The organism is Staphylococcus sp. GDY8P54P (assembly GCF_017892645.1).
Lineage (GTDB): Bacteria > Bacillota > Bacilli > Staphylococcales > Staphylococcaceae > Staphylococcus > Staphylococcus ureilyticus.
Genome location: NZ_JAESLN010000025.1, coordinates 53,812 through 77,055 on the forward strand (window position 1 = coordinate 53,812; position 23,244 = coordinate 77,055).

25 protein-coding genes are annotated in these 23,244 nt (G+C 30.8%); 8 read left to right on the plus strand and 17 right to left on the minus strand.

Annotated features, from left to right (window positions below; translation table 11 throughout):
• Window positions 1-84: 84 nt before the first annotated feature.
• Together KA883_RS08505 and KA883_RS08510 are read right to left on the minus strand one after the other, a co-directional pair.
• Window positions 85-1,638, minus strand: coding sequence for an SLC13 family permease (locus tag KA883_RS08505; RefSeq protein WP_046207979.1), 1,554 nt, complete (start codon window positions 1,636-1,638; stop codon window positions 85-87).
• A gap of 132 nt (window positions 1,639-1,770) precedes the next feature.
• Window positions 1,771-2,853, minus strand: coding sequence for a glycosyl hydrolase family 28-related protein (locus tag KA883_RS08510; RefSeq protein WP_046207980.1), 1,083 nt, complete (start codon window positions 2,851-2,853; stop codon window positions 1,771-1,773).
• A 136-nt stretch (window positions 2,854-2,989) separates the two neighbouring features.
• Between KA883_RS08510 and KA883_RS08515 the strand changes: the two genes are divergently transcribed.
• The 3 genes from KA883_RS08515 (at window position 2,990) to KA883_RS08525 (ending at window position 6,053) form a co-directional block, all read left to right on the plus strand.
• Entirely contained in the window at window positions 2,990-3,541 is a 552-nt protein-coding gene (locus KA883_RS08515; protein WP_046207981.1) for a cysteine hydrolase family protein, read from the plus strand.
• A 55-nt stretch (window positions 3,542-3,596) separates the two neighbouring features.
• Window positions 3,597-4,523 (plus strand): manganese-dependent inorganic pyrophosphatase, encoded by a 927-nt coding sequence (locus tag KA883_RS08520; protein WP_046207982.1) that lies wholly within the window; start codon window positions 3,597-3,599, stop codon window positions 4,521-4,523.
• A 150-nt stretch (window positions 4,524-4,673) separates the two neighbouring features.
• Complete coding sequence (locus tag KA883_RS08525) at window positions 4,674-6,053, plus strand: aldehyde dehydrogenase (protein WP_046207983.1); 1,380 nt, start codon at window positions 4,674-4,676, stop codon at window positions 6,051-6,053.
• A 60-nt stretch (window positions 6,054-6,113) separates the two neighbouring features.
• On the opposite strand, the gene pglS is transcribed toward KA883_RS08525, so the two are convergent.
• Window positions 6,114-7,151 (minus strand): 6-phosphogluconolactonase, encoded by a 1,038-nt coding sequence (pglS, locus tag KA883_RS08530; protein WP_046207984.1) that lies wholly within the window; start codon window positions 7,149-7,151, stop codon window positions 6,114-6,116.
• Between the two features lie 312 nt (window positions 7,152-7,463).
• Here pglS and KA883_RS08535 point away from each other — a divergent pair, with 312 nt between their 5' ends.
• The gene (locus tag KA883_RS08535; RefSeq protein ID WP_073345947.1) at window positions 7,464-7,889 is read left to right on the plus strand and encodes a YolD-like family protein; all 426 of its coding nucleotides are present in this window, start codon (window positions 7,464-7,466) and stop codon (window positions 7,887-7,889) included.
• 248 nt (window positions 7,890-8,137) lie between these two features.
• Here KA883_RS08535 and KA883_RS08540 read toward each other — a convergent pair whose 3' ends face one another.
• Complete coding sequence (locus tag KA883_RS08540; protein WP_019469577.1) at window positions 8,138-8,308, minus strand: hypothetical protein; 171 nt, start codon at window positions 8,306-8,308, stop codon at window positions 8,138-8,140.
• 429 nt (window positions 8,309-8,737) lie between these two features.
• Here KA883_RS08540 and KA883_RS08545 point away from each other — a divergent pair, with 429 nt between their 5' ends.
• Window positions 8,738-9,778: a C45 family autoproteolytic acyltransferase/hydrolase gene (locus tag KA883_RS08545; RefSeq protein ID WP_046207986.1), complete on the plus strand. Its 1,041-nt coding sequence runs from the start codon at window positions 8,738-8,740 to the stop codon at window positions 9,776-9,778.
• 190 nt (window positions 9,779-9,968) lie between these two features.
• On the opposite strand, the gene KA883_RS08550 is transcribed toward KA883_RS08545, so the two are convergent.
• Both KA883_RS08550 and KA883_RS08555 read right to left on the minus strand, forming a co-directional pair.
• Complete coding sequence (locus KA883_RS08550) at window positions 9,969-10,820, minus strand: DUF4097 family beta strand repeat-containing protein (RefSeq protein WP_046207987.1); 852 nt, start codon at window positions 10,818-10,820, stop codon at window positions 9,969-9,971.
• On the minus strand, window positions 10,817-11,377 hold the full coding sequence (locus tag KA883_RS08555; RefSeq protein WP_046207988.1) for an HAAS signaling domain-containing protein: 561 nt from the start codon (window positions 11,375-11,377) through the stop codon (window positions 10,817-10,819). The genes KA883_RS08550 and KA883_RS08555 overlap by 4 nt, the downstream gene beginning before the upstream one ends.
• Window positions 11,378-11,829: 452 nt before the next feature.
• On the opposite strand from KA883_RS08555, the gene KA883_RS08560 reads away from it, so the two are divergent.
• Window positions 11,830-12,390: a thioredoxin family protein gene (locus KA883_RS08560; protein ID WP_064209734.1), complete on the plus strand. Its 561-nt coding sequence runs from the start codon at window positions 11,830-11,832 to the stop codon at window positions 12,388-12,390.
• 71 nt (window positions 12,391-12,461) lie between these two features.
• On the opposite strand, the gene pmtD is transcribed toward KA883_RS08560, so the two are convergent.
• The 7 genes from pmtD to KA883_RS13615 form a co-directional block, all read right to left on the minus strand.
• Window positions 12,462-13,190 carry a phenol-soluble modulin export ABC transporter permease subunit PmtD gene (gene pmtD / locus KA883_RS08565; RefSeq protein WP_046207990.1) on the minus strand — a complete coding sequence of 243 codons (729 nt, stop codon included), beginning with the start codon at window positions 13,188-13,190 and terminating at the stop codon, window positions 12,462-12,464.
• A complete protein-coding gene (pmtC, locus tag KA883_RS08570) occupies window positions 13,190-14,062 on the minus strand; it encodes a phenol-soluble modulin export ABC transporter ATP-binding protein PmtC (RefSeq protein WP_046207991.1) in 873 nt (290 codons plus the stop codon). Before pmtC ends, pmtD begins: the two co-directional genes overlap by 1 nt.
• An 18-nt stretch (window positions 14,063-14,080) precedes the next feature.
• The gene (pmtB, locus tag KA883_RS08575) at window positions 14,081-14,743 is read right to left on the minus strand and encodes a phenol-soluble modulin export ABC transporter permease subunit PmtB (protein WP_046207992.1); all 663 of its coding nucleotides are present in this window, start codon (window positions 14,741-14,743) and stop codon (window positions 14,081-14,083) included.
• A gap of 36 nt (window positions 14,744-14,779) precedes the next feature.
• On the minus strand, window positions 14,780-15,646 hold the full coding sequence (gene pmtA, locus KA883_RS08580) for a phenol-soluble modulin export ABC transporter ATP-binding protein PmtA (RefSeq protein ID WP_046207993.1): 867 nt from the start codon (window positions 15,644-15,646) through the stop codon (window positions 14,780-14,782).
• Window positions 15,643-16,023, minus strand: coding sequence for a PSM export ABC transporter transcriptional regulator PmtR (pmtR, locus tag KA883_RS08585; RefSeq protein ID WP_046207994.1), 381 nt, complete (start codon window positions 16,021-16,023; stop codon window positions 15,643-15,645). The genes pmtA and pmtR overlap by 4 nt, the downstream gene beginning before the upstream one ends.
• Before the next feature lie 220 nt (window positions 16,024-16,243).
• Window positions 16,244-16,438 carry an SE1626 family protein gene (locus KA883_RS08590; protein ID WP_046207995.1) on the minus strand — a complete coding sequence of 65 codons (195 nt, stop codon included), beginning with the start codon at window positions 16,436-16,438 and terminating at the stop codon, window positions 16,244-16,246.
• Window positions 16,439-16,667: 229 nt separating this feature from the next.
• Window positions 16,668-16,763, minus strand: a complete 96-nt coding sequence (locus KA883_RS13615; RefSeq protein ID WP_225309943.1) for a Trp-rich small protein — start codon at window positions 16,761-16,763, stop codon at window positions 16,668-16,670.
• A 200-nt stretch (window positions 16,764-16,963) separates the two neighbouring features.
• On the opposite strand from KA883_RS13615, the gene KA883_RS08595 reads away from it, so the two are divergent.
• Window positions 16,964-18,256 (plus strand): aminotransferase class I/II-fold pyridoxal phosphate-dependent enzyme, encoded by a 1,293-nt coding sequence (locus KA883_RS08595; RefSeq protein WP_046207996.1) that lies wholly within the window; start codon window positions 16,964-16,966, stop codon window positions 18,254-18,256.
• Window positions 18,257-18,626: 370 nt separating this feature from the next.
• On the opposite strand, the gene KA883_RS08600 is transcribed toward KA883_RS08595, so the two are convergent.
• The 3 genes from KA883_RS08600 to groES all read right to left on the minus strand — a co-directional run bounded on the left by KA883_RS08600 (window position 18,627) and on the right by groES (window position 21,456).
• Complete coding sequence (locus tag KA883_RS08600) at window positions 18,627-19,094, minus strand: bacillithiol transferase BstA (protein ID WP_046207997.1); 468 nt, start codon at window positions 19,092-19,094, stop codon at window positions 18,627-18,629.
• A gap of 403 nt (window positions 19,095-19,497) precedes the next feature.
• Window positions 19,498-21,120 (minus strand): chaperonin GroEL, encoded by a 1,623-nt coding sequence (gene groL / locus KA883_RS08605; protein WP_046207998.1) that lies wholly within the window; start codon window positions 21,118-21,120, stop codon window positions 19,498-19,500.
• A 51-nt stretch (window positions 21,121-21,171) separates the two neighbouring features.
• The gene (gene groES / locus KA883_RS08610; protein WP_210139950.1) at window positions 21,172-21,456 is read right to left on the minus strand and encodes a co-chaperone GroES; all 285 of its coding nucleotides are present in this window, start codon (window positions 21,454-21,456) and stop codon (window positions 21,172-21,174) included.
• A 175-nt stretch (window positions 21,457-21,631) separates the two neighbouring features.
• Between groES and mroQ the strand changes: the two genes are divergently transcribed.
• Window positions 21,632-22,375, plus strand: a complete 744-nt coding sequence (gene mroQ / locus KA883_RS08615) for an intramembrane glutamic endopeptidase MroQ (protein ID WP_046207999.1) — start codon at window positions 21,632-21,634, stop codon at window positions 22,373-22,375.
• A 94-nt stretch (window positions 22,376-22,469) separates the two neighbouring features.
• On the opposite strand, the gene KA883_RS08620 is transcribed toward mroQ, so the two are convergent.
• The coding region (locus KA883_RS08620; RefSeq protein ID WP_239465967.1) for an SdrH family protein at window positions 22,470-23,244 on the minus strand (775 nt) is incomplete at its 5' end.

Sequence of the window (23,244 nt, forward strand, 5' to 3'; positions counted from 1 at the left end):
AATTCAAAAACTTATCATGATATGATACTTCAAAAATAATAGAGCCTGAGACATTTAATTGTCTCGGGCTCTATTATTTTTGATTTATTTTAATGGTAATGGTTTGGTAATATCTATACCTAATACTGGTGGTACTAAGAAATAAACTACTAACACAATAACAATAATACTCAACAGGTTAACCCAAAATCCAACTGACGCCATTTTTTTAATGCTAATCCTTCCAGTTCCAAATACAATAGCATTTGGTGGTGTGCCAACTGGTAACATATAAGCACAATTAGCGGCCATAGCAGCAGGTACCATGAGTAGTAGCGGATGTACATTAACTGCAACTGAAAGTGTTGCAAGTATAGGTAAAATCATAGTCGCAGTAGCTGTATTCGAAGTTATTTCTGTTAAAAACAACACAAATATTGTAATGACAAGAACGATAATTAATGGACTAACGCCTTCAATCAACTTTAATTGTTCACCTAACCATTTCGCTAAGCCACTCTCTGAGATACCTTTAGCAAGTGCCAAACCTCCACCAAATAAAATGAGTACGCCCCATGGCAAGTCTTTGGCAACATTCCAATCAATAATTCGCGTATGTTGTTCTTTATTTTTAGCCGGTATTAAAAATAATAATACAGCTATAAACATGGCAATTGTACCGTCTGCCACTTCTGAGGTGAACGACCAATTTTTCAATAAGAATTCTCTACTAATCCATAACAAACTTGCTAATATAAAAATTGCTTGTACCACTTTTTCTTCGTATTTCATCTTTCCTAACTCATCTAATTTTTTCCTAATTAAGTTCTGACCGCCTGGCAGTTCTTTCATATCATGTTTAAATGCAACATAACGTAGATACAACCATACTAAAATCAATAGTACAATGACTGTAGGTACGCCAATGACCATCCATTTAGCAAAGCTTATTTCCTCACCAAATGCAGATTGATATTGGCCTTTAAGGATAATAAGTGGAGGCGTTCCGATCAAAGTTCCTAAACCACCAATGGTTCCTGCATACCCAATGGCTAACACTAGCGATTGTTCAAATTTACTGATGCTTGTAGCATTCATTTCTTCCCCTTTTAAATCATTTGCTTCTTTAATAATCGCTAAACCTATCGGTATCATAATCATCACAGCTGCAGTATTAGAAACAAACATAGATAAGAATCCTGTCGCTATCATAAAACCTAATAAAATCTTTCCAGTACTTGTACCTAGAATACTAATGATTGTTAAGGCAACACGTGTATGTAAATTCCATCTTTCCATAGCAATAGCTAATATAAATCCACCTAAAAATAGAAAAATAATATCATTACCATATTGAGCAGATACTTCTTCTGGGCTAAGTACATGTCCAACAGGCAATAAAATTAATGGCAACAAACTAGTTGCAGCAATTGGTATTGCTTCAGTAATCCACCAAATAGCGATCCAAATAGTAATCGCTAATACAAAAACGCCTTTATACGATAAATTTTCAGGTTCAAAAGTTAACAATGTCAAAATAAATAGTAGTGGCCCTAAAATCAACCCTGTAAGCTGTCCTGCATTATAAGATTTATTTTTTTTAGAAAAAAATGTTAAATACTGCGAACGCCTATATTCCCCTTTGTTTATATTATTCATAATGATTCCCCCCGATTTCAATTACTTTCTGAATTTTCTTACTTTATTACTCTTTAACATAATATAATTTCTATTAAATTACAATATGTTTTATATTGTGTTTTAATTCAGAACTACTAAAATAAAGAATCATTATTTTATATTTATTTTTTTAACGCTTATATTTTCCTGATTTGAGAGATACAAATCTTCTATATCTTTTAAATAAAGTCTTTGTTGCTTATTGTCATAATAATTCTGTGCTATAAATATATTGTTGTGTTTTACGTTATTATAGCTTTGCACTCGAATGGCATCTTTAGACATATGACCTATAAAGTGATTATGATAAATATTTAAATTACTTCCAGATTGCGTTGGTCTTGCCTTACCTGTGAGATCTTGTGCATTTTTTCCATCTTTCACTGCTAAAAATCGAATCCCTCCTCCACAATTTTTAAATATATTATCATGGATAAAAGTATCTTTTGATTTTAAAGGTGTCAGTGCGTATTGGTTGATACCTTCAAATGTATTAAAACGAATGTGTATATTTTCGTAAAATTGATTAAATCTACTCGCATGAGATCCAATTGCTCTATTCCAAGCACCCATCGTTGGTGTCTTTGAATTTCCAAAATAACAATTTTCAATTATTACATTTTTAGTTATCGTACCATCCGTGGCACCAAATTTTGGGAAAGCACCTTTTACTTGTATATCAATTTGTACCGCTTCTGAAAATAACCTTTCTCCTTTATCGTCTTTAAATCCTAAAAATTCGCAACCATTTATATATAGGCCATTAATGCCGCATGCATCTATTGCATGACCTCCAACAACATCTTTAAATGTTACACCTAAAATTTGAATATTTTGAGCATGCCCCATGCACATTGCTGTATTGTTATATGGATACTCATAACCATTCATATCCAATGTTCCACCAGCAATGCAGATTTCACTATTACCTTCATATCCATAATAAGATTTCAGCCATCTACCATTTTTCAATAAAGTATCTTTGCCTACTCTTTTTAATACTGCTTCGTCGTCCATTATCAAAGTAGTTGAATCATATATTACCAACGGTCTACGAATATGATACTCTCCCTTGGGAATATAAATTGTTGTGTTTTTGTGTTTTCTAGCGTATTTTAACGCTTTTTGAATCGCGCGTGTATCTGCCCATCTATGCTTACCTTTTAGGCCGAACTGCATTGCATTAATTATCATTAGTAATTCTTCCTCCTCACTTAATACTTTATAATAAACTAATAGTTCGTTTTTCAAACGCTTTAAATGCACCTTTAATGATTTATGTACTTAGTATATAATAACTATAATCTTAATTTTGGGAGTGTTACATTAGATGAAAAATAGCGCGCTTATTATTGTTGACTATTCAAATGATTTTGTTGCTGATAATGGTAAATTAACTTGTGGCCTTCCGGGTCAACAAATTGAAAGTTATATTGTTGAAAGAATTGAAGCATATAATAAGAAACAGGCTAATATCTTTTTTCTTATGGATTTACATTATGAAGAAAATAGCTATCATCCAGAAAACAATCTTTTTCCACCTCATAATATAATTGATACCACTGGAAGAGAACTTTATGGTAAAGTAAATGATATTTATCAAAATATCTTATTTAATGATCATGTGCATTATTTAGATAAAACACGTTATGATTCATTTTGTGGTACGCCCTTAGACATTATGTTACGTGAACGCAACATTACGCATTTAGAAATTGTTGGTGTATGTACAGATATTTGCGTGCTGCACACCGCAATCTCTGCTTACAATTTGGGATATGCTATTTCAATTTCTCATAAGGGTGTCGCTTCTTTTAATCCAACAGGGCATCAATGGGCATTAGATCATTTTAAAAATTCATTAGGTGCTGAAGTAGAATAACAATAGAAAATCATGATAAAATAAAATTAAATAAAAAATTAAGGAGAATTAAAACATGGCAAAAACTTATATTTTCGGTCATAAAAATCCAGATACAGATGCAATCTCATCAGCTATTATTATGGCAGATTTTGAACAACAAACAGGAAATACAGACGCAACACCTTATCGTTTAGGCGAAGTAGGACCTGAAACTCAATATGCATTAAATCATTTTAATGTAGACACACCAGAATTACTTAGTGATGATTTAAATAATCAAAATGTTATCTTAGTTGACCATAATGAATTCCAACAAAGTGCTGATACAATTGATAAGTCATCAATTCAACATGTCGTTGACCATCATAGAATTTCAAACTTTGAAACTGCAGGACCATTATATTACCGTGCTGAGCCAGTAGGTTGTACTGCAACAATCTTATACAAAATGTACAAAGAACGTGGTTTTGAAATCAAACCTGAAATTGCTGGTTTAATGATTTCTGCTATCATTTCAGATAGCTTACTATTTAAATCACCAACTTGTACACAAGAAGATATTGACGCTGCTGAAGCTTTAAAATCAATTGCAGATGTTGACTTAGAATCTTATGGTTTAGAAATGTTAAAAGCAGGTGCTTCAACAACTGACAAAACTGCATCTGAGCTATTAAATATGGATGCAAAATCATTTAATATGGGTGACTATATTACACGTATCGGTCAAGTTAATACTGTAGATATTGATGAAGTATTCCAACGTCAAGAAGAGTTAGAAAAAGCAATGTTAGAAGTAAGTACAAATGAAAAATATGATTTATTTGTACTGCTTGTAACTGATATCATCAACAGTGATTCTAAAATTTTAGTTGTTGGTGCTGAAAAAGATAAAGTAGGCAACGCATTCAACGTTAAACTAGACAATAATACTGCATTTTTACCAGGTGTTGTATCTCGTAAAAAACAAGTTGTACCACAAATTACAGAAGCTTTAAGCTAATCTCATACTTTATCAATATATAACACTATATAGTAAAAACTTAAATAGTTTACTATATAGAAAAACTGGGACATAATAATAATTATGTTCCAGTTTTTTATCCATCTTTTTAAACTATCTAAATCATCAATATACTAGGAGGAATAATATTTGAATTCAATAGAACAATCTTTCCACAATAGTAAACAATATTTTAATACTCATGAAACCAAATCACTTAAATTTAGAAAAAAACAACTCAAACAGTTAAGTAAGAGTATTAAAAATTATGAAAATGACTTACTTGAAGCTTTTCAAAAAGATTTAGGTAAAAATAAAGTAGAAGCCTACGCAACTGAGATTGGCTTTACATTAAAAAATATTAAATCAGCTCGTAAAGAACTAAAAAATTGGGCCAAAACCAAACAAGTCAATACACCCTTATTTATGTTTCCTACCAAAAGTTACATTATGAAAGAACCTTATGGCACAGTGCTAATTATTGGACCTTTTAATTATCCATTCCAATTGTTAATAGAACCGTTGATTGGTGCAATTGCTGCAGGAAACACTATAATACTAAAACCCTCTGAATTCACACCGAATGTATCTGATGTCATACAGCAAATCATTTCCGACGCCTTTGATCCTGAGTATATTAATATCATTCAAGGAAATGCTGATACAACTCAGTCTTTACTTCATTTACCTTTTGATTATATTTTCTTCACAGGTAGTGAGCAAGTTGGACGCATCGTATATAGTGCTGCAAGCAAAAACTTAACGCCTGTAACTTTAGAATTAGGTGGAAAGTCACCTGCAATCATTGACGAAAGTGCAAATATTAAAGTTGCAAGTGAACGTATTTGTTTTGGTAAGTTTACAAATGCTGGACAAACTTGTGTTGCACCGGATTACTTACTGGTAAATCGTAAAGTAAAAGATGAGCTCATCAGTGCATTAAAAAAGACAATAACTGAATTTTATGGTACAAATATTCAAGATAGTCCAGACTTTGGACGTATTGTAAACAAAAAACATTATCACCGTTTAAATGAATTGTTAAATATTCATCACCCTGAGATTACTTTTGGTGGTCAAACTGATATTGATGAAAATTTTATTGCACCTACTATCTTAGACGGTACTACTTTCGATTCAAAAATTATGGAAAATGAAATTTTCGGACCAATTTTACCTATTATAGCTTACGATGATTTTGACGAAGCAATTGATTTAATACGTACTAAACCTAAACCACTTAGCCTTTATTTATTTAGTGAAGATGAAAACAGTTCAGAGAGAATACTAAATGAATTATCCTTTGGTGGTGGTGCAATCAATGATACCTTAATGCATTTAGCAAACCCTAATTTACCTTTTGGTGGTGTTGGTGCTTCCGGTATAGGAAAATACCATGGAAAATATTCTTTTGATACTTTTAGTCATGATAAATCATATATTTTTAAATCTACAAGGTTGGAATCAAGCCTATTGTTCCCTCCTTACAAAGGAAAATTTAAATATATTAAAGCATTCTTCAACAAATAATATTTTAATATAGTAAATCCCGAAAACTAAGCTAAGTTTTCGGGATTTTTATCATTTATTTTATTTTAAAAACTGAACACAAACACCTTCTGGTGCATTTTTGTTGTCATCTGCTTTCTCTAATTTTCCAGTAACTTTGTCTCTCTTAAATACAACAACTTCATAATCACCCTCTTGGTGGGCGCAAACTAAGAAGTCATCTGATCCAGTAATATTAAAATCACGAGGAAATGCTCCTCCACTTGCCACTATATCTACGAGTGAAATTGTTGAGCCATTGTCTCCAAGTTTGAAGATAGCAATACTATCATGTCCTCTATTACTAATATATAAGAACTTTTGATCGTGAGATAATCTTACTGCAGCTAACTTGGTTGCACCTTCAAAATTTTCGGGTATTGTTGCATGGCGCTCAATTTCTGAGAATTCACCATTTTCGTATTCCATAACACTTACAATATTTGATAATTCGTGTACAACATAAGCGATTTTCCCATTTTCATGGAAAGCAATATGCCGTGGTCCATCTCCTGGCTCAAAGTCATATACTGCATATTCACTGTATCCATTATCTCCAAATTCATACGTTACAATCTTATCTGTCCCTAAATCCATAGCCACCACATATTTTTCATCTGGTGTTATACCAAGGTAATGGACATGAGGTTGTTCTTGTCTTTCTAAAGGACCTGTTGGGTAATCATGTGTTAACTCTTGAATTAAACGAATAACTTCACCAGTAGTCGGATTCGCTTCATAAATACGAGCCAGTCCTGCACCATAAACTGCTTCAAAAATGTATTTTCCATTTGGCGAAACTGAAACATAACATCCGCTACCTTTTGTTGAAGCTAAACATTTATTAATAAAGCTAATTTTGCCATCTTGGTCTATTTTAAAACTTGCGATACCACAGTCTTCGCCTTCACGTGTGACAGCATATAAAAATGAGTCATGCTGATTCACGTATGTTGATGCTTCTAATTCATAACCTGTTTCTACCTCAACAATCGTTCCTGTTTGTTCATCTAATTCGAAACGGTAAATGCCCTTCCCCTCTTTTTTCGTATATGAACCGATATATCCTACTGTAGTCATGTAAACCCCTCCATATAATGATACTTTCATTTTAATAAATATTAATGCTAAATGACAATATAATGGTTTTAGTGCTAATACGCGATTATACATCATCTCATTGTAACCTATATGACAAAAATAACTTTTACTTTTATTAAACTAATTTATCTTAATTAAACATATCATTTTCTAGCTTTCACTTTAATTATTATCTGCTTTCTTTTATAAATCAGGTCAGTTTTCAGACGTTACGCTAACATTTTATTAAATATTGAAAAATAACTTGCAATAATACGAACAAATGTTCTATTATTGAATTGAGGTGATTAGATGCTTTCAAATGAATATAATAATAAAGAAACTGATTATAGAAAAATACCTAGGGAAAAATTAAATCCTAATATTCCACAAGGACGCGGAATGGTTAAGTGGGCACCATTTACAACGTTACCCGAACAATTTGAGGCAGTACAACAACATATCATTGATCAAAATAAAATTGACCGTCCTATTTTATCAGACGATCAATTAAATGAACTTAATATTCAACTACATCAAGCACTACATGCAAATATACCAGTGGATATCGAATATTATAAGAATGGTTGGCTAGAATATATCACATTGGAAATTAAAAATATTGATATGCTTCATATGTACTTAGAGGGATATCCACTTGCCAATTCAAACACAATAAAGCTATCACTTTTTGATATCACAAACATAAACCTAAAGCATCAACCAACATCGTACTAAAAGTCAGTTATTGCACACATGTCATTCGCAGTCTTCCGACTGCATAAGCCTCCGTAGCATCTGCTTTCGGCAGTTCCTTTACTTTGGTTCGCAGTCTTCCGACTGCATAAGCCTCCGTAGCATCTGCTTTCAGCAGTTCTTTTACTTTGGTTCGCAGTCTTCCGACTGCATAAGCCTCCGTAGCATCTGCTTTCGGCAGATGAACGGAGGCTAAAAAAATAGAACACTTAAAAGTGTTCTATCAGTAATTAATTATTAGATTCGATGTCTGAAACGATTTCTTTTGTTTTATTTTCGATATCTTCAAAGTCTTTTTTGAAGATATAAGCGAATACAACAGCACCTATTCCTGCTGCTAACGATACAGTAAGAATTGTACCGAATACAAATTTAAATAAACCTTTAATAAAATTCCACATTCTGTTTCACCTCAATAATTTATTAACATGTCTAACAATTATGATAGCATACTTAAAGACATCAATAAATATATACCCTTTTTCAAATAAATTATTCTAAGGATTCATAATATAAAATTACATTATAAATATACTAAATAACCATTATAACTTAAATAGTTTGAAAAGAATTGGAATTTAATAACCATTTGAAGTAAACATGATACTACTATAAAATAATCATTAGATATTAATTACCCCACCAAGTTGATAGAGCATCTCTTAATTGTCCATAGTAATTTAACATAATCATCACCTCATTCAACTAAATTAAGATTTAGTTTTAAAAGTTAATTTTATGATAACTTCCACAGAACAGTAATACAATTAACATGACGTTACAATGAGATAACATTATTGTAAGGTTACACTTAACATAGGAGTTTTTTTATGCAAAAAGTACAATCAGATATTTTAACGCACCGAGGATCACATTTTGATTTAGGCGTCAAAACTGCTAAATGGATGCAGCAAACACCAATGCTAAAAAATAGAGAAAAAGAATGGAAAAAACGCATGCCTAGATTTGATATAAATATTAAAGAAACATATGAAATTTTCCAAATATATGCCCCACAAATTTGGGAAGAAATAAAAGGTATGCAAGAAGTTTTGAATCTCCCTACCAAACAAATGATATTAAACTTCGGACATTACCGTTTTACACCATTAAAAAATAGCGGTTGCACTGTCTTTTTAGGAAATGATTACATGGTACGCAATTACGACTACCATCCTGCCACTTATGATGGACGATATTTATTATTTCAACCAAATGATGGTGGTTTAGCACAGGTTGGGCCAACTTCGCGTGTAACTGGAAGAATGGATGGAATGAACGAAGCTGGGCTGTCTATGGGTTACAATTTCATGCACCGTAAACATCCTGGAGACGGTTTTGTATGTTATATGATAGGTAGAATTATTCTACAGTATTGTAAAACTGTACCAGAAGCAATACAACTATTAAAGGAAATCCCACATAGAAGTTCATTTAGCTACATTGTTATGGATAAAAATCTAGATCATGCAATTATTGAAGTTACACCCCGTTCAATTAACGTGCGCTATGACCAAACTTGTACGAATCACTTTAAATTATTAACACATGAAAATAGAAATTATACAGCAGAATCAGAGGCGCGTTTAGAACGGCTTATTAAACATAAACCAGCACACCTAAATAAAGCAGAAGCTTTTAAATTATTTAATAACCCTCAATATAACATTTATAGCAAGCTTTTTAGAAGTTGGTCAGGAACAATACATACGAGTATGTATGAACCACAGACTTTAACTGCATATATTGCAATCGGTGAAAATAAACATCCGACCAAAATAAACTTTGCAAACTGGCTTAATGGGCAAGCTTTATCTACAGACACACTTTTTGGTCAATTAGATACCGAATTAACCTTTGCAACTTATTAGACTATACAAAAGGAGTGAAACAGAGATCTAATTTTATTAAAAAGATTTTATTGTCTCTCTCCTAGCAATGATGATTAAAATCGAAAAAAGTACAAAATGAGTACCTGGGCTGAATCTTATACATAAGGCTCACTAACAATATGAAAAAATCTGGGACGAGTCAATGATGTCCCAGATTCTATAAAAGTAATTAATCAATCACTATATCTCCGTCAGTGGTATATAACTCTAAAATATTATCCCCATTTCCTATTTTTTGATTCACAAAATGCTTATTGTTAACTTTTTCATCTCCATGAAATGGATATAACTTTAGAAGCGTATTTTTCGGCGCCGCTTTATAACTAATATTAATATCACCTTTTTTAGCAGAAGCCTTAAAATTTGAATCGATTTCTGTATTAGATAAGTTTATGCTTCCATTATTTACTAATAACACAGACGCTTGGATAAGAGTATTTTCACTATTTATTCTGGCATTTTCAGTTTTAATATTAGCATTATTTATTTCACTATTTTTAAACGTTATAGCTGAATTTAGTCCTTTATACCTTAACTTTTCAAACTTAGATTCATTTACAAACACCTTACCTCCATTTTTATGCTTTTTTGAAAAATCTGCATCATTTACATTTAATTGTTTAACCGTTATAGTGTTATATTTACTTGAAACATGCAGTTCATTTAATTTTTCTTCAGGTAAAGTGATAATTAAGTTATCCTCAAAGTTTCTAAAAGGATTGTAATTTAAACCATAATGGTTTTCTAGTTTTTCAGTCTCTTTAACTTTCAACGTTTTATCATGATTGCTAATATCAAGATTTCTTTTACCTTTATATCTCACTGACGTTTTATCTCCAGCTTTAATTAAAACTTTACAATTTTCAGTTAAAACATCTAAATTTTTAATATCTTTTGAATCTAATACTTTATTAACACTATTTAATTTTTCATTTTGCTTTTCAAAACCGAACCATGTAACACTTCCTAAAAGAAAGCACGTTATAAATAAAGTTAATCCACCTAAAAATAACCGCTTCATAAATCTACACTTCCTTTAATTGTTCGGATATTCCATCTTAAGTATTTTAAGATTAAACGATAAACAAGTTGAGCTAGTTTAGCTATAATTACAAATAAAACAATACCTAACCCTGTAAAAGAAAAAGCAAAAAAATAATTACTTATCGCAAGACTAATCATGTGATTCAATAATCCATGAACAATTAACAATATAGGGCTAATAGTTAAGAAAAACGCAACGAGTAATAAGCCACACATAAATACAGCTAATATTACCATAGGTATCAAAATAATAACTAATGACAAAATCCCCATACCTAGAGAAGCCATTATTGCTCTGACAATATTTTTAGTACTTGGTCTATATTCGGCAGATACAATAGCATTTTTTGCCATTATCTGTTTACCAATCTGCTTTGGCGATTCTAAAGCTCCAATGATTTGGTATTCATTTTTCCCATTGTTTTCTTGTTCAAAAAAATACTGCTCATATTCATACATCACTTTATCTCGTTCATTTCGAGGTAGGTTTTCTAATTCTTGTTCTAACGCATTTAAAAATGTGATTTTATCCAAGTTATCTACCGCCATTCAAATTGTAAGATTTCATCTATTTCTATTTCAATTCAAAACATGGCAAACCGATAAGGCATGTCATTACCAAATTTAATAATACAAATTTCAACGCTCTAATTTCATCATTTCTATGTATAACAAACACTTTAATATATTCATCATCTAAATGTTGCGTTAAGATTATTAAGTAAACATAATCTAACATATCAAAGATTCAATGATTAAATATAATAAATTTAATGTTTAAATATTATTAGTTAAAAACTAATATCAAAAAGTTATGTAATCCAATGTTGTTTTACACTATTCATACTAAATTAATATAGCATAATCATTTAGTATTTTCATTTAAAACAAATATTAAAACTTATTACTTTTCTAAGTATTAAAAATTTTCTTTCATTAAAAATTGTTGCTATAATAATAGCTAATAAATTAAAGGGGGAAAAATAATGACAAGTTTAGAAACTTATTTCAAAAACAGTCAGCCACTTGATCAGTACATTGAGGATATGACTGAAAACCAAGAAAATTTACTTACAATTTATAAATCATTCTCACTTCCTCAAGATGATGAACGTCTTGAAAAAATCAAATCTTTACCTTACAGCAAAGTGCTTGTAATAACAGAAGATTGGTGCGGAGATGCTATGATGAATCTTCCTATTCTAAAACATATTAGTGAAGCATTACACTTGGAAGTCAGAGTATTCCATCGCGATGAAAATACTGATTTAATAGATCAATACTTAACAAATGGCACGGCTAGATCTATTCCAATATTTGTCTTTCTAAATGATGATTTTGAACAACAAACTGTTTGGGGCCCTCGTGCTAGACAAGTCCAAAACTTTGTAGATGACACGCGCTCAAAATTACCTGAAAAAGACGACCCTACATTTAAAGACAAATCAGCAGAAACACACACAATTATTGCAAATCGTTACAAAACAGACTCACAAATGTGGAAACATGTTTACGATTCAATCTTAGATAAATTAATCACTAAATAATTAAACACGTATGAATTGGATGAGCTTTACTACAATTCATACGTGTTTTTATTGAAGTTTAATTTCTACTATTAAATATCTTTTTTAGATGCATAGAATAGATTAATAATAAATAAAATAACAATTGAAGCTGAGGTAATAAACCATTGCCAATTACTGAATGTATAATCTCCAGAAGTCGTTTTCGATGTTAAATAACTAAATGGAATATATTTTAATGAGTCTTGTATGTTATCTCCAATTTTTGGAATCATTGGTAAGAAAGGCTCTGCAAAAGGCACAATCAATACTAAGAAAATTCCTAATGTGAAAATAAGCGCTGTTTTAGGCACTACTAATGCAAATAAATATAATAGTAATCCAAAGAATAAATGGAACATTAGGAAAAACCATAGTAATTCAAAAATTTTATCCATTTTAATATTTTTACCATCTACAATACCTTGAACAATTAAAACAAATGCAACAAGAATAGCTGTTATTAATATAGCAATTAGTATAATAGAAACAACTTTTGCAACAACATAACCCACACGACTCGATGTTTTATTCATATATAATTGAATCGTACCTTGAGAAATATCACGTGTAATTGTTTTAATTACAAAAAGTAGACCCATAATAGAAAAGAACCAACTACCAATTGAAAGTAATGTATTACCATTCATTTCATCAGATTGTTGAACAAATAAAATTGTAAATCCAATCATTGGTAAAATCGTCAATAATAATGCTAAGTAAGTTAAAGGACTTTTAAATATACTAATCAAGTCATATTTTACGAGTTGTATACTGTTCATTATTGGCCACCTTTCTGATTGATATTAAAGTACGTATCACGTAACGAACTTTTACGTGTTTCAATAAATTCAGGAAAAATTTCTTTACTTGCTAACCCTCGTAATATGTCTTTATAGCTTTTTTGAGCCTTTAATATAACTTCTCCTGTTTCTTTTTGAGACTGTATAACATCAAAATGTTCATTTAAATAAGCTAATCCTGCCTCAAAGTCACCTGCTTCAAGATTCAATACCGTAGAATCTGTTGGAGCACCTTCTTTCATATCAACATCTTGTACAAATGTTCCATCTCTTAAAAAGACTGCTCTATCACAAATTAACTCTATGTCTTCAAGTTTATGACTTGAAATCAAGATTTTCATATCTAGTTCTTGAACAAGTGATTGTATCGTTTTTAAAACATCAATTGAACCGTCAGGATCCATTCCATTTGTTGGTTCATCTAAAATTAAATATTTGGGCTTATTCATTAAAGACACTGCAATAGCTAACTTTTGTTTCATACCCATTGAATATTTTTTAATTTTCTTTTTTATATAACCGCGCATTCCAAATGCATCGATAATTTGATCAGCATACTTTTTATCAAATCCTTTTCCTAACACATTTGCAAAAAGCTTCAAGTTATATAAGCCAGATTTATTATCATATAATTTAGGATGCTCAATTAAATAACCTACGTTTTCTTTATTACTTAGTTGAACTTCACCTTTATAATTTACAATGTTGCCATTCATCACTTTCATTAAAGTGGTTTTACCCACTCCATTTTTACCTATTAAACCAACAATTTGACTATGGCCAAAATCAAAATCAATATGGTCTAATACGTTATTACTACCATATGTTTTAGTAATTTGTTTTAACTGCATAATGCGCCTCCTTTAAAGTTAATTTAGCTTTCTATATTGAATGATATAATTTATTCCTAAAAATATAACACTTAGTGACAAAAAGCCATAGTTAAAGAAATTTTTAAAATATTTTAAATGTTCAAAGTCATAATCAAATAGTAATGAACAACCGATAATGATAATTGCAATGACAAACGGTAAGAAAATTAACATCCCTAGCACGTAAGGAATAAATGAAATATATTCTGCCTTTTGTTCTGTATAACGCTTAAATCCTAATGGTATGGCAAAGAAGTTGATGGCAATATAAGAAAATGGCAATGTGAAGTTAATGTTAATTGTATTATTTGTATAGTTATCATTGGAAATACCATATAAAGATAAAATGCCTGCACCAATAAAAGTAAATACCAAAACAGTTATATAGTTCGCATTTAATAAAGATAATTTAGAAACCGGTAAACTAGCAAAAAAGTCATAGGATTGTTTGTGTCCTAGCTTTTTATTAAAACGAAAAACATGTCCTGAATCTAAAACTGAAATAACTACCAGTACCATAACAAGTGCAGAATAAATCACTTTATTCATCAAGGTGTCATGATTCAAAATTAATTGTAAAGGCGAAATAACAAGTAAAACTGCATATAAAACAATCGTCCATTTACGTAACTTAAGGTTTCGAATAAGTAAATTTTTCATCTTATACCTCCCGCGTTGTTAATTATTAGAAAGGCCCTAATCATTCTTTTGGGTACCTTTTTCGAGGTAAACCATTAAGTCTTCAATTGTTGGACTAGTGATTGCAACGGCGTTTCCAAATATTTCATAAAACACATTGGCTTGAGTTGTTAGTGCAGTATAACCCGTTTTATTACTTTCAAAGTATTGAGTTAATTGCCTTAACTCTTCATCAATTTGATCGGAATCACCTTTGACAATTTTAAACTGATTTAAAAGTTTATCTAAAAAATCATTCAAAACAACTTCTCCATCTTTAATATAGACTAAATAATCAGCAATTTTTTCCAAATCAGAAATAATATGTGTTGATAAAAAAACAGTCTTTTTCTCATCAATAAGTTCTTTTTGAATGATATCTAAAACTTCATTTCTAACAATAGGATCTAGGCCTGAAGTAGGTTCATCTAAAATAAATAATTCCGCTTGATGGCTAAATGCGATTGCAATAGATAACTTCATCTTCATTCCTGTTGAAAATGTTTTAATCTTTTTATTAAAAGGTAAACCAAACAACTCAACATAATGTTTAAAAATATCATGACTCCAATAACTATAAAATGGCGCAATATAACTTTCTGTTTTCTTTATTGTCCATTTATCATTAAGATATAACTCAGAATAAATAAAACCAATTTTATCTTTTATTGCTACAGCATTATTTTTCATTTTTTGGTTAAAAACGAATATTTCACCATCATTAGGTTCAATTAAATCCATGATTAACCTGATAATTGTCGTTTTACCAACACCATTTGCTCCGATAAAACCAGTTACAAATCCTTGAGGGACTTTAAATGAAATATCATTTAATTGAAATTCTTTAAAATGATAATTAATGTTTTTCAATTCTATTGCATTCATTCGTCGTCCTCCTCATAAATCAACGCTAATATTTCTTGTAACTCTGACAAAGTCATCCCAATGGTCTTGGCTTCTTTACTCATTGATTTAGCTAAGGATTCTATAACTATAAATTGTTTTTCTTTTAAAATTGAACTGTCCTGCTCCTTCACAAATGTACCTTTTCCTCTTATAGTAAAAACAAAACCATCTTTTTCTAAATCTTCGTAGGCACGTTTTGTGGTGATTACACTGACACTTAAATCCTGTGCTAATTCTCTCATTGAAGGCAAATGTTCTCCAGGAGCAACGTATCCTTTTAAAATGTTCTCTTTTACTTGTTGTTTGATTTGCTCATAAATCGGCCTTTCACTACTATTTTTTAAAAGTATTTTCATTAACGTCCTCCCTCATAACTGTATATACACAATATATACAATATATACACACTTGTAAAGTCAAAATTTCATTTTAAATAAAAATTTACAGTGATTGAAAATTTTGTTTTAAATATTAAAACCAATAACTATATCGTTTAAAATAAAAAAGGCTAACCCACATAAAAAATGGGTAGCCTTACTCTTAGTAAGAAAGAAATTGTTGTCTCTATCTTACTATTTATTTCCTTTTATGATTTTGGTTATTTCTTTTGCGTCTATCATTACTTCTATTTATAAATGCACATATCATAAACATAATTGCTGCAATTAATAATTTTATGCCTGAATTTTCATGACCAGTAGCTTGCAAATAATAACCAACGACAAACAATACAATAGCAATAACCACAAATATTTTTGTTAAATGCTTCACTATACTCACCTCAAATAATTATATTGTATCAAAATTTACTCGCAATTTCTAAAACTCATTCGTATTATTTCTATTTAAATTTATTATTTTATTAATTTCCATTACACGCAATAGAATATATTGTTTGCAGTTTATACTTGGTGGTGCTAAAATATAATTGTATCCACGAATTATACTACACAACCCCAAGTCTGCGCTATCAGACTTGGGGTTTTTTGTGTAAGGCCACCTATTTGTCTTTCCACTTATCTTCTAACCAAACACGGAATACAACAAGTAAGCCACCTGTTATTAAAGTTACTAAAATTTCTTGCCACCACGTAATCATACTACACCCCCCACAAAAAAGTACCATGTAGGATTTTGATGGCCTATCTATATTCTAACATAAATAAGAACACATGTTCGTATAAAATGACCATAAATTTATATTTTTCTTATAAAATGTTTAGAACGCTTTAATTTTGACTGATTTCAAGATAATATAGTTATATCATTTAAAAAGTAAAGAGAGGTTAACAAACTATGAATCCTTTAGCTTTAGATTTAAACGAACAATTATCTAAATCCAATCCAGAAATCGCAGATATGCTTTCTGATTTAGGCAAATTAATGTATTATCCAAAAGGCATTTTATCACAATCTGCAGAAGCGAAAGCTACTAAGTATAATGCCACAATTGGTATGGCAACATATAAAGATAGTAAAATGTATGCTGAAACGTTAAATGATATGTTCAATCATTTAGAACCAAATGACATCTTTCCGTACGCACCTCCTCAAGGTTTAGAAGCACTTCGCGATTTATGGCAACAAAAAATGTTGAAAGACAATCCTGATTTAACTGCGAATCACATGACAAGACCTATTGTTACAAATGCATTGACACACGGTCTATCTATTGTGGGAGATATGTTTGTTGATAGCGGAGACACAATTTTACTACCATCACATAATTGGGGTAACTATAAATTAGTATATAGTACAAGACATAGTGCTGAAATTGAAACATATGATATCTTCGATGAGCATGGACATTTCACCACTGAACAACTTGTTCATACTTTAGAACAATATAACAAAGATAAAGTTATTTTAATCCTGAATTATCCTAATAACCCAACTGGCTATACGCCTACTAAAGATGAAGTAGCCGTTATTGTCGATGCCATCAAATCACTTGCAGAGCGTGGCACTAATGTTATTGCATTAATAGACGACGCTTACTATGGTTTATTCTATGAAGATGTTTACACGCAATCTCTATTTACTGCATTAACAAATTTACATTTGCCTAATTTATTACCTATCCGCTTAGATGGAGCTACTAAAGAATTCTTTGCATGGGGGTTACGTGTTGGATTTATTAGTTTTGGTGTGAACGATCCTATTACAAAACAAGTCTTAGAAGCCAAAGTAAAAGGGTTAATTAGAAGTAATATTTCTAGTGGACCAATGCCTTCTCAAAGTGCAGTTAAATATGTACTTGAAAACCATGATCAATTTGACAAAGAGATTCAAAAGAATATAGATACATTAAATGCAAGATACCAAACTACAAAATCTGTTGTTTATGACGAAAAATATTCAACATATTGGCAACCCTATGATTTTAACTCTGGATACTTTATGGCGCTTAAAGTTAAAAATGTTAATCCAGAACAGTTACGTAAGCATTTAATCGAAAATTATTCTATTGGTGTAATTGCATTAAATGATTCTGACATTAGAATTGCTTTTAGTTGTGTAGAAAAAGATGATATCCCTCATGTCTTTGATTCAATAGCTAAAGCCATTTCTGATTTACAAAATGTATAAAAAAGTCACTGGGACATAAAGTTCTTGGACAAGTAAAAAAGGGCAATTTCTATTGAAATCATATAGAAATTGCCCTTTTCAATATTGTGTTAATTATAGTTAGCTCATTGAGCTACTACCTGGTTTGATATAGAGCCTTGTTTTTTAAAGTATTTTAATGTGGAATTACATGTGAATGAGTTGTATTCTAGCGAGACGCTTGGGGGAACAAGATAAGCTGAAGATCACAGGATGAAGCTGCCCCCCCTAAGAAAGCGAGTCAACAATACGAAATACTGAAGAATAAAGAAGCACGCAGATGGATTAAATTATATCATTAAATCATCTGTGTGCTATTTTTCTAGGATTTATATATCAGTATCTATTTAATTTATTGCTTTTGTTTTAAAACACGAGACATTTCTTCAATTTTACCAGCATGTAAAGGAATATGAATGGCATTTAATACCAACAATTCGTCTAACGTATTACAACCTGCAATGGTTTCAGTTAATTCTGCTTGTAGTTCTTCATCTGAAATTTTTTGAGCACGCTCTGGTAAGGTTTGTAAATCGTTCAAGATTTCATCTATTTTTGGTACTGTTTCATCTCCCCAATTTTCTGGTGAGGATCCATAACCAAATAAACGCGTGTATTTCTCTACATCTACTGTATTTTTATCATATAAAGATAATGCAGATTCAAATATAGTTAAAACATGACCATATTGCCAATGTATTGTATTTGGGAATAAATCAATTTTATCGTCCAATACTTGATCATTACTCCAATTATCATAACCTGAAATTAAATAATTAACACCCATATCAATAACATCATATACTGATTTCTTTGTCATAATTTAATCCCCTCCACTCTTCAAATATCGTGCAACTTAAATATAATGTTACTATAAAAACGTACATCCACTCTCTACCCTTTTATTTAATACTTATTCACATAAGTAAAATTATTATAAACAATGTATATTTTAATTATTAATATCTAATCCACTGATTCAAAATTTAGATATAATTTATAATCAAAAAGCATACACTGACACCTTTGTATTATCACTAGTAAATCTCCAGTTTAATAACACGTTTGTTTTGCTTTAACTTATACTATGATATATAAAAAAGACGTTTCTCAAAAAATTTGTTTAAATGAGAAACGTCCATGAGTATCTTCTATAAAGTTTGTTTTTAATTTTTATATTATTTCGTCATATCAACCAACTAAACATAGATGTGATAAATATTTTACATCATGCCTGGCATGCCACCCATACCTGGTTGCGGTTCATTGTTATTTTCTTCAGGAATATTAGCAACAACTGCTTCTGTTGTTAAGAACATAGCTGCAACACTTGCTGCGTGTTGAAGTGATGAGCGTGTTACTTTAGTTGGATCTACAATACCAGCTTCAAGCATATTCACCCATTCATTAGTAGCAGCATTAAAGCCAACGCCTACTTCTGAATTTTTAAGTCTTTCAACTATAATTGAGCCTTCTAAGCCAGCATTTTCTGCTATTTGACGTACAGGTGCTTCTAGAGCTTTTAAGACGATATTAACCCCTGTAGCTACGTCGCCTTCAGCTTCAATTTTTGATACTTCATCAAAAATGTTCATAAATGCTGTACCACCGCCTGCTACAATCCCTTCTTCAACGGCAGCTCTTGTAGAGTTTAAAGCATCTTCAATACGTAATTTACGCTCTTTTAACTCTGTTTCACTTGCTGCGCCAACTTTAATTACTGCAACACCGCCTGCTAATTTCGCTAAGCGTTCCTGTAATTTTTCTCTATCAAAATCAGAGTCAGTTTCATCAATTTGTGCTTTGATTTGACTTACTCTTGCATCGATATTGTTTTGATCACCATCACCATCGACAACTGTCGTATTGTCTTTAGTAATTTCAGCTTTATTAGCAGTACCAAGCATATCAATTGTTGCATCTTTAAGTTCTAAGCCTAAATCGTCAGTAATCACTTGTGCACCTGTTAAAATTGCTAAATCTTCTAACATTGCTTTGCGACGATCGCCAAATCCAGGCGCTTTTACTGCAACTGCTGTAAACGTGCCACGCATGCGGTTTAATACTATATTTGTTAATGCATCGCCTTCAACATCGTCAGCTACTATTAAAATTGGACGGTTAGCTTGAACTACTTGTTCCAATAACGGTAAAATATCTTGGAAAGATGAAATCTTTTTATCTGTAATTAAAATATATGGTCTTTCTAACTCTGCAACCATTTTATCTGAATCTGTGACCATATATGGAGATTGATAACCTCTGTCGAATTGCATACCTTCTACAACTTCTAATTCGGTATTAAAGCCACTTGATTCTTCAATTGTAATCACACCATCATTTCCAACTTTTTCCATTGCTTCAGAAATATATTTACCAATTTCTTCATCAGCTGCTGAAATAGAACCAACTTGTGCTATTTCATTTTTATTATCTACATTTTGTGAAATTTCATGTAAAGCTTCAATTGCTACTTCTACAGCTTTGTCAATACCTTGACGTAGTCCAACTGGATTAGCACCGCTTGTAACATTTTTCAAACCTTCTTGAATCATTGCTTGTGCTAATACAGTAGCTGTAGTTGTACCGTCTCCAGCGATTTCATTTGTCTTGTTCGCTACTTCTTGTACTAATTTAGCACCCATATTTTCATAAGGATCTTCTAATTCAATTTCTTTTGCAATTGTTACACCGTCATTAGTAATTAATGGTGAAGTGTATTCTTTATCTAATACAACATTACGTCCTTTAGGACCAATTGTAACTTTGACAGCATTTGCTAATTTATCTACACCTCTTAGCATAGATTGACGTGCATCTTCAGAGAACTTTAAATCTTTAGCCATATTTCTTAACCTCCATGTTGTTAGTATATTTTATCGTAGTTATAATTTTTATTATTCAATAATTGCTAAAATATCATCTTCGTTTAGAATTAAATATGTTTCGTCTCCACGTTTAACTTCTGTGCCAGCGTATTGTTGAAAAACAACGTTATTGCCTTCATTCACTTCAGGAGCAACTCGAGAACCATCTTTTAAAATACGTCCTGCACCTACTGCAATTATCGTACCTTCATTTGACTTCTCTTTAGCGCTATCTGTTAATACAATACCACTTTTTGTTGTTTGCTCTTGTTCTATTTTTTGAATAATTACTCGGTTACCTAATGGTTTTAACATTGATTGTTCCTCCTTAGAATTGGAAATCTTTAGCACTTTATTACCTTGAGTGCTAATCTATTTTCTATAATAATCAAAGTTGGTCAATATTTCAAGTTAAAACCATCGTTGTATATTTTGTGTATGAACATAATTTACGCTAAAATAAGATATAAACTATTTTTGGAGGTTCATTATGTCTCGTTTGTGGGTATCCATATTGACATTAGTTATTTATGGTCTAGCACAATATGGTGTTTTATTTTTACATATGGCTGGTTTTTTCAGCAATTTAAGTGGTAAATCGTTAATGTTTACCAATATTTATACACAAGTGATTTTATTTATAATTGCATCCATCATTATCATTATAATCAATAATTTCATTGCTAATCCAACACAGTTAGAACAACAAGCAAAAGAGAAGAAACGCTACGCAATACTATGGGCATTCGTTGGATATGTTAGTGTTATGGTTTATCAAATCATTGCTAATTTAATTAATATGTTTGTATTAGGTGGACCGCAATCAAGTCCAAATACAGAAAGGTTAATGAAAGTCGCTCAAGATATACCTGTCTTCATTATTTTAATTTCAATTGTAGGCCCAATTCTTGAAGAATATGTGTTTAGAAAAGTTATCTTTGGTGAGTTATATCAATTTATGAAAGGTAATAAGACCCTAAAATTCATTGTAGCTTCGGTAGTAAGTTCTATTATATTTAGTGCTGCACACGGTGACCCAGCTTTCTTCATCATTTACTTTGGTATGGGAATGATTTTTTCAGGATTATATGCATTTACTAAGCGCATATGGGTTCCTATTGCTGTACATATGATGCAAAATGGTTTTGTAGTAATTATTCAAGTTTTAATTGGACCAGAAAAAATAAAAGAGTTACAAGAAACTACTTCATTTATTTTTAATCTTATTGTTTAACTAACATTTTATTATAAAATAAGAAAATAGTTACATTCTCAAAATAAAGGGTTAATCCATCTTATGAAATGGATTAACCCTTTTTATATTTTAGTTATTCATTATTTTTGTTTTTACGATGAACAAAGTAACCAACTACGACACCTACAAAGATAATAAAAATAGCTGTTATTAAAGCAAATAATATACGTTCAAATTTTATATCAATAGTATTTTTTGAATCTTTATCTGCAGTTTCAGTCATTTCTTCATCGCCACTAGAATGATACTCATATTTACCTGTAGCACTTTCCGTTTTTGGATTTTTCAAATCTGGCATAGAGCCAATTTCACCTGTAATCAAAGCTAAAACTTGATTATCTAAATTTTTATAATAATCCTGCGATTTTAATGGGTTAAAATACTGAAATTTAAAATAATTCGTTCCTTTCTGTAACTCATTTAAAAAAGCATTATCATCAAATCGTTGTGGTCTTAATATGGATAAAATTTCTCTATTAGAAATTTTTTCTTCACCATTGTTTAATTGTTTTACTTGGTTTACAACAAAAGGATTATATTTAAATGAACCGGTAGACATTTGGTTAAATCTATTTAAAATTTGACGGTCACTTTTTGTATGCGTCGACGCTTGATTTGTATCTTCTTTAACTGCTAAATCTCCATAATTAAAATCACTTTGATATTTATTTGATTGTGCATTTTCACTTGACCCTTTTAAGTTCGGACGCGCAGAATATGATGGTTTGATTGGTTTTGTTGGTTGATACGCATCTCCATTACCACTCTCATGATTTCCATTACTTGGTGTATTGGGATAATGAGAGTTTGACGGTGGTGTCAAATTAGGTCGGTCAGGCTTTGTCGGT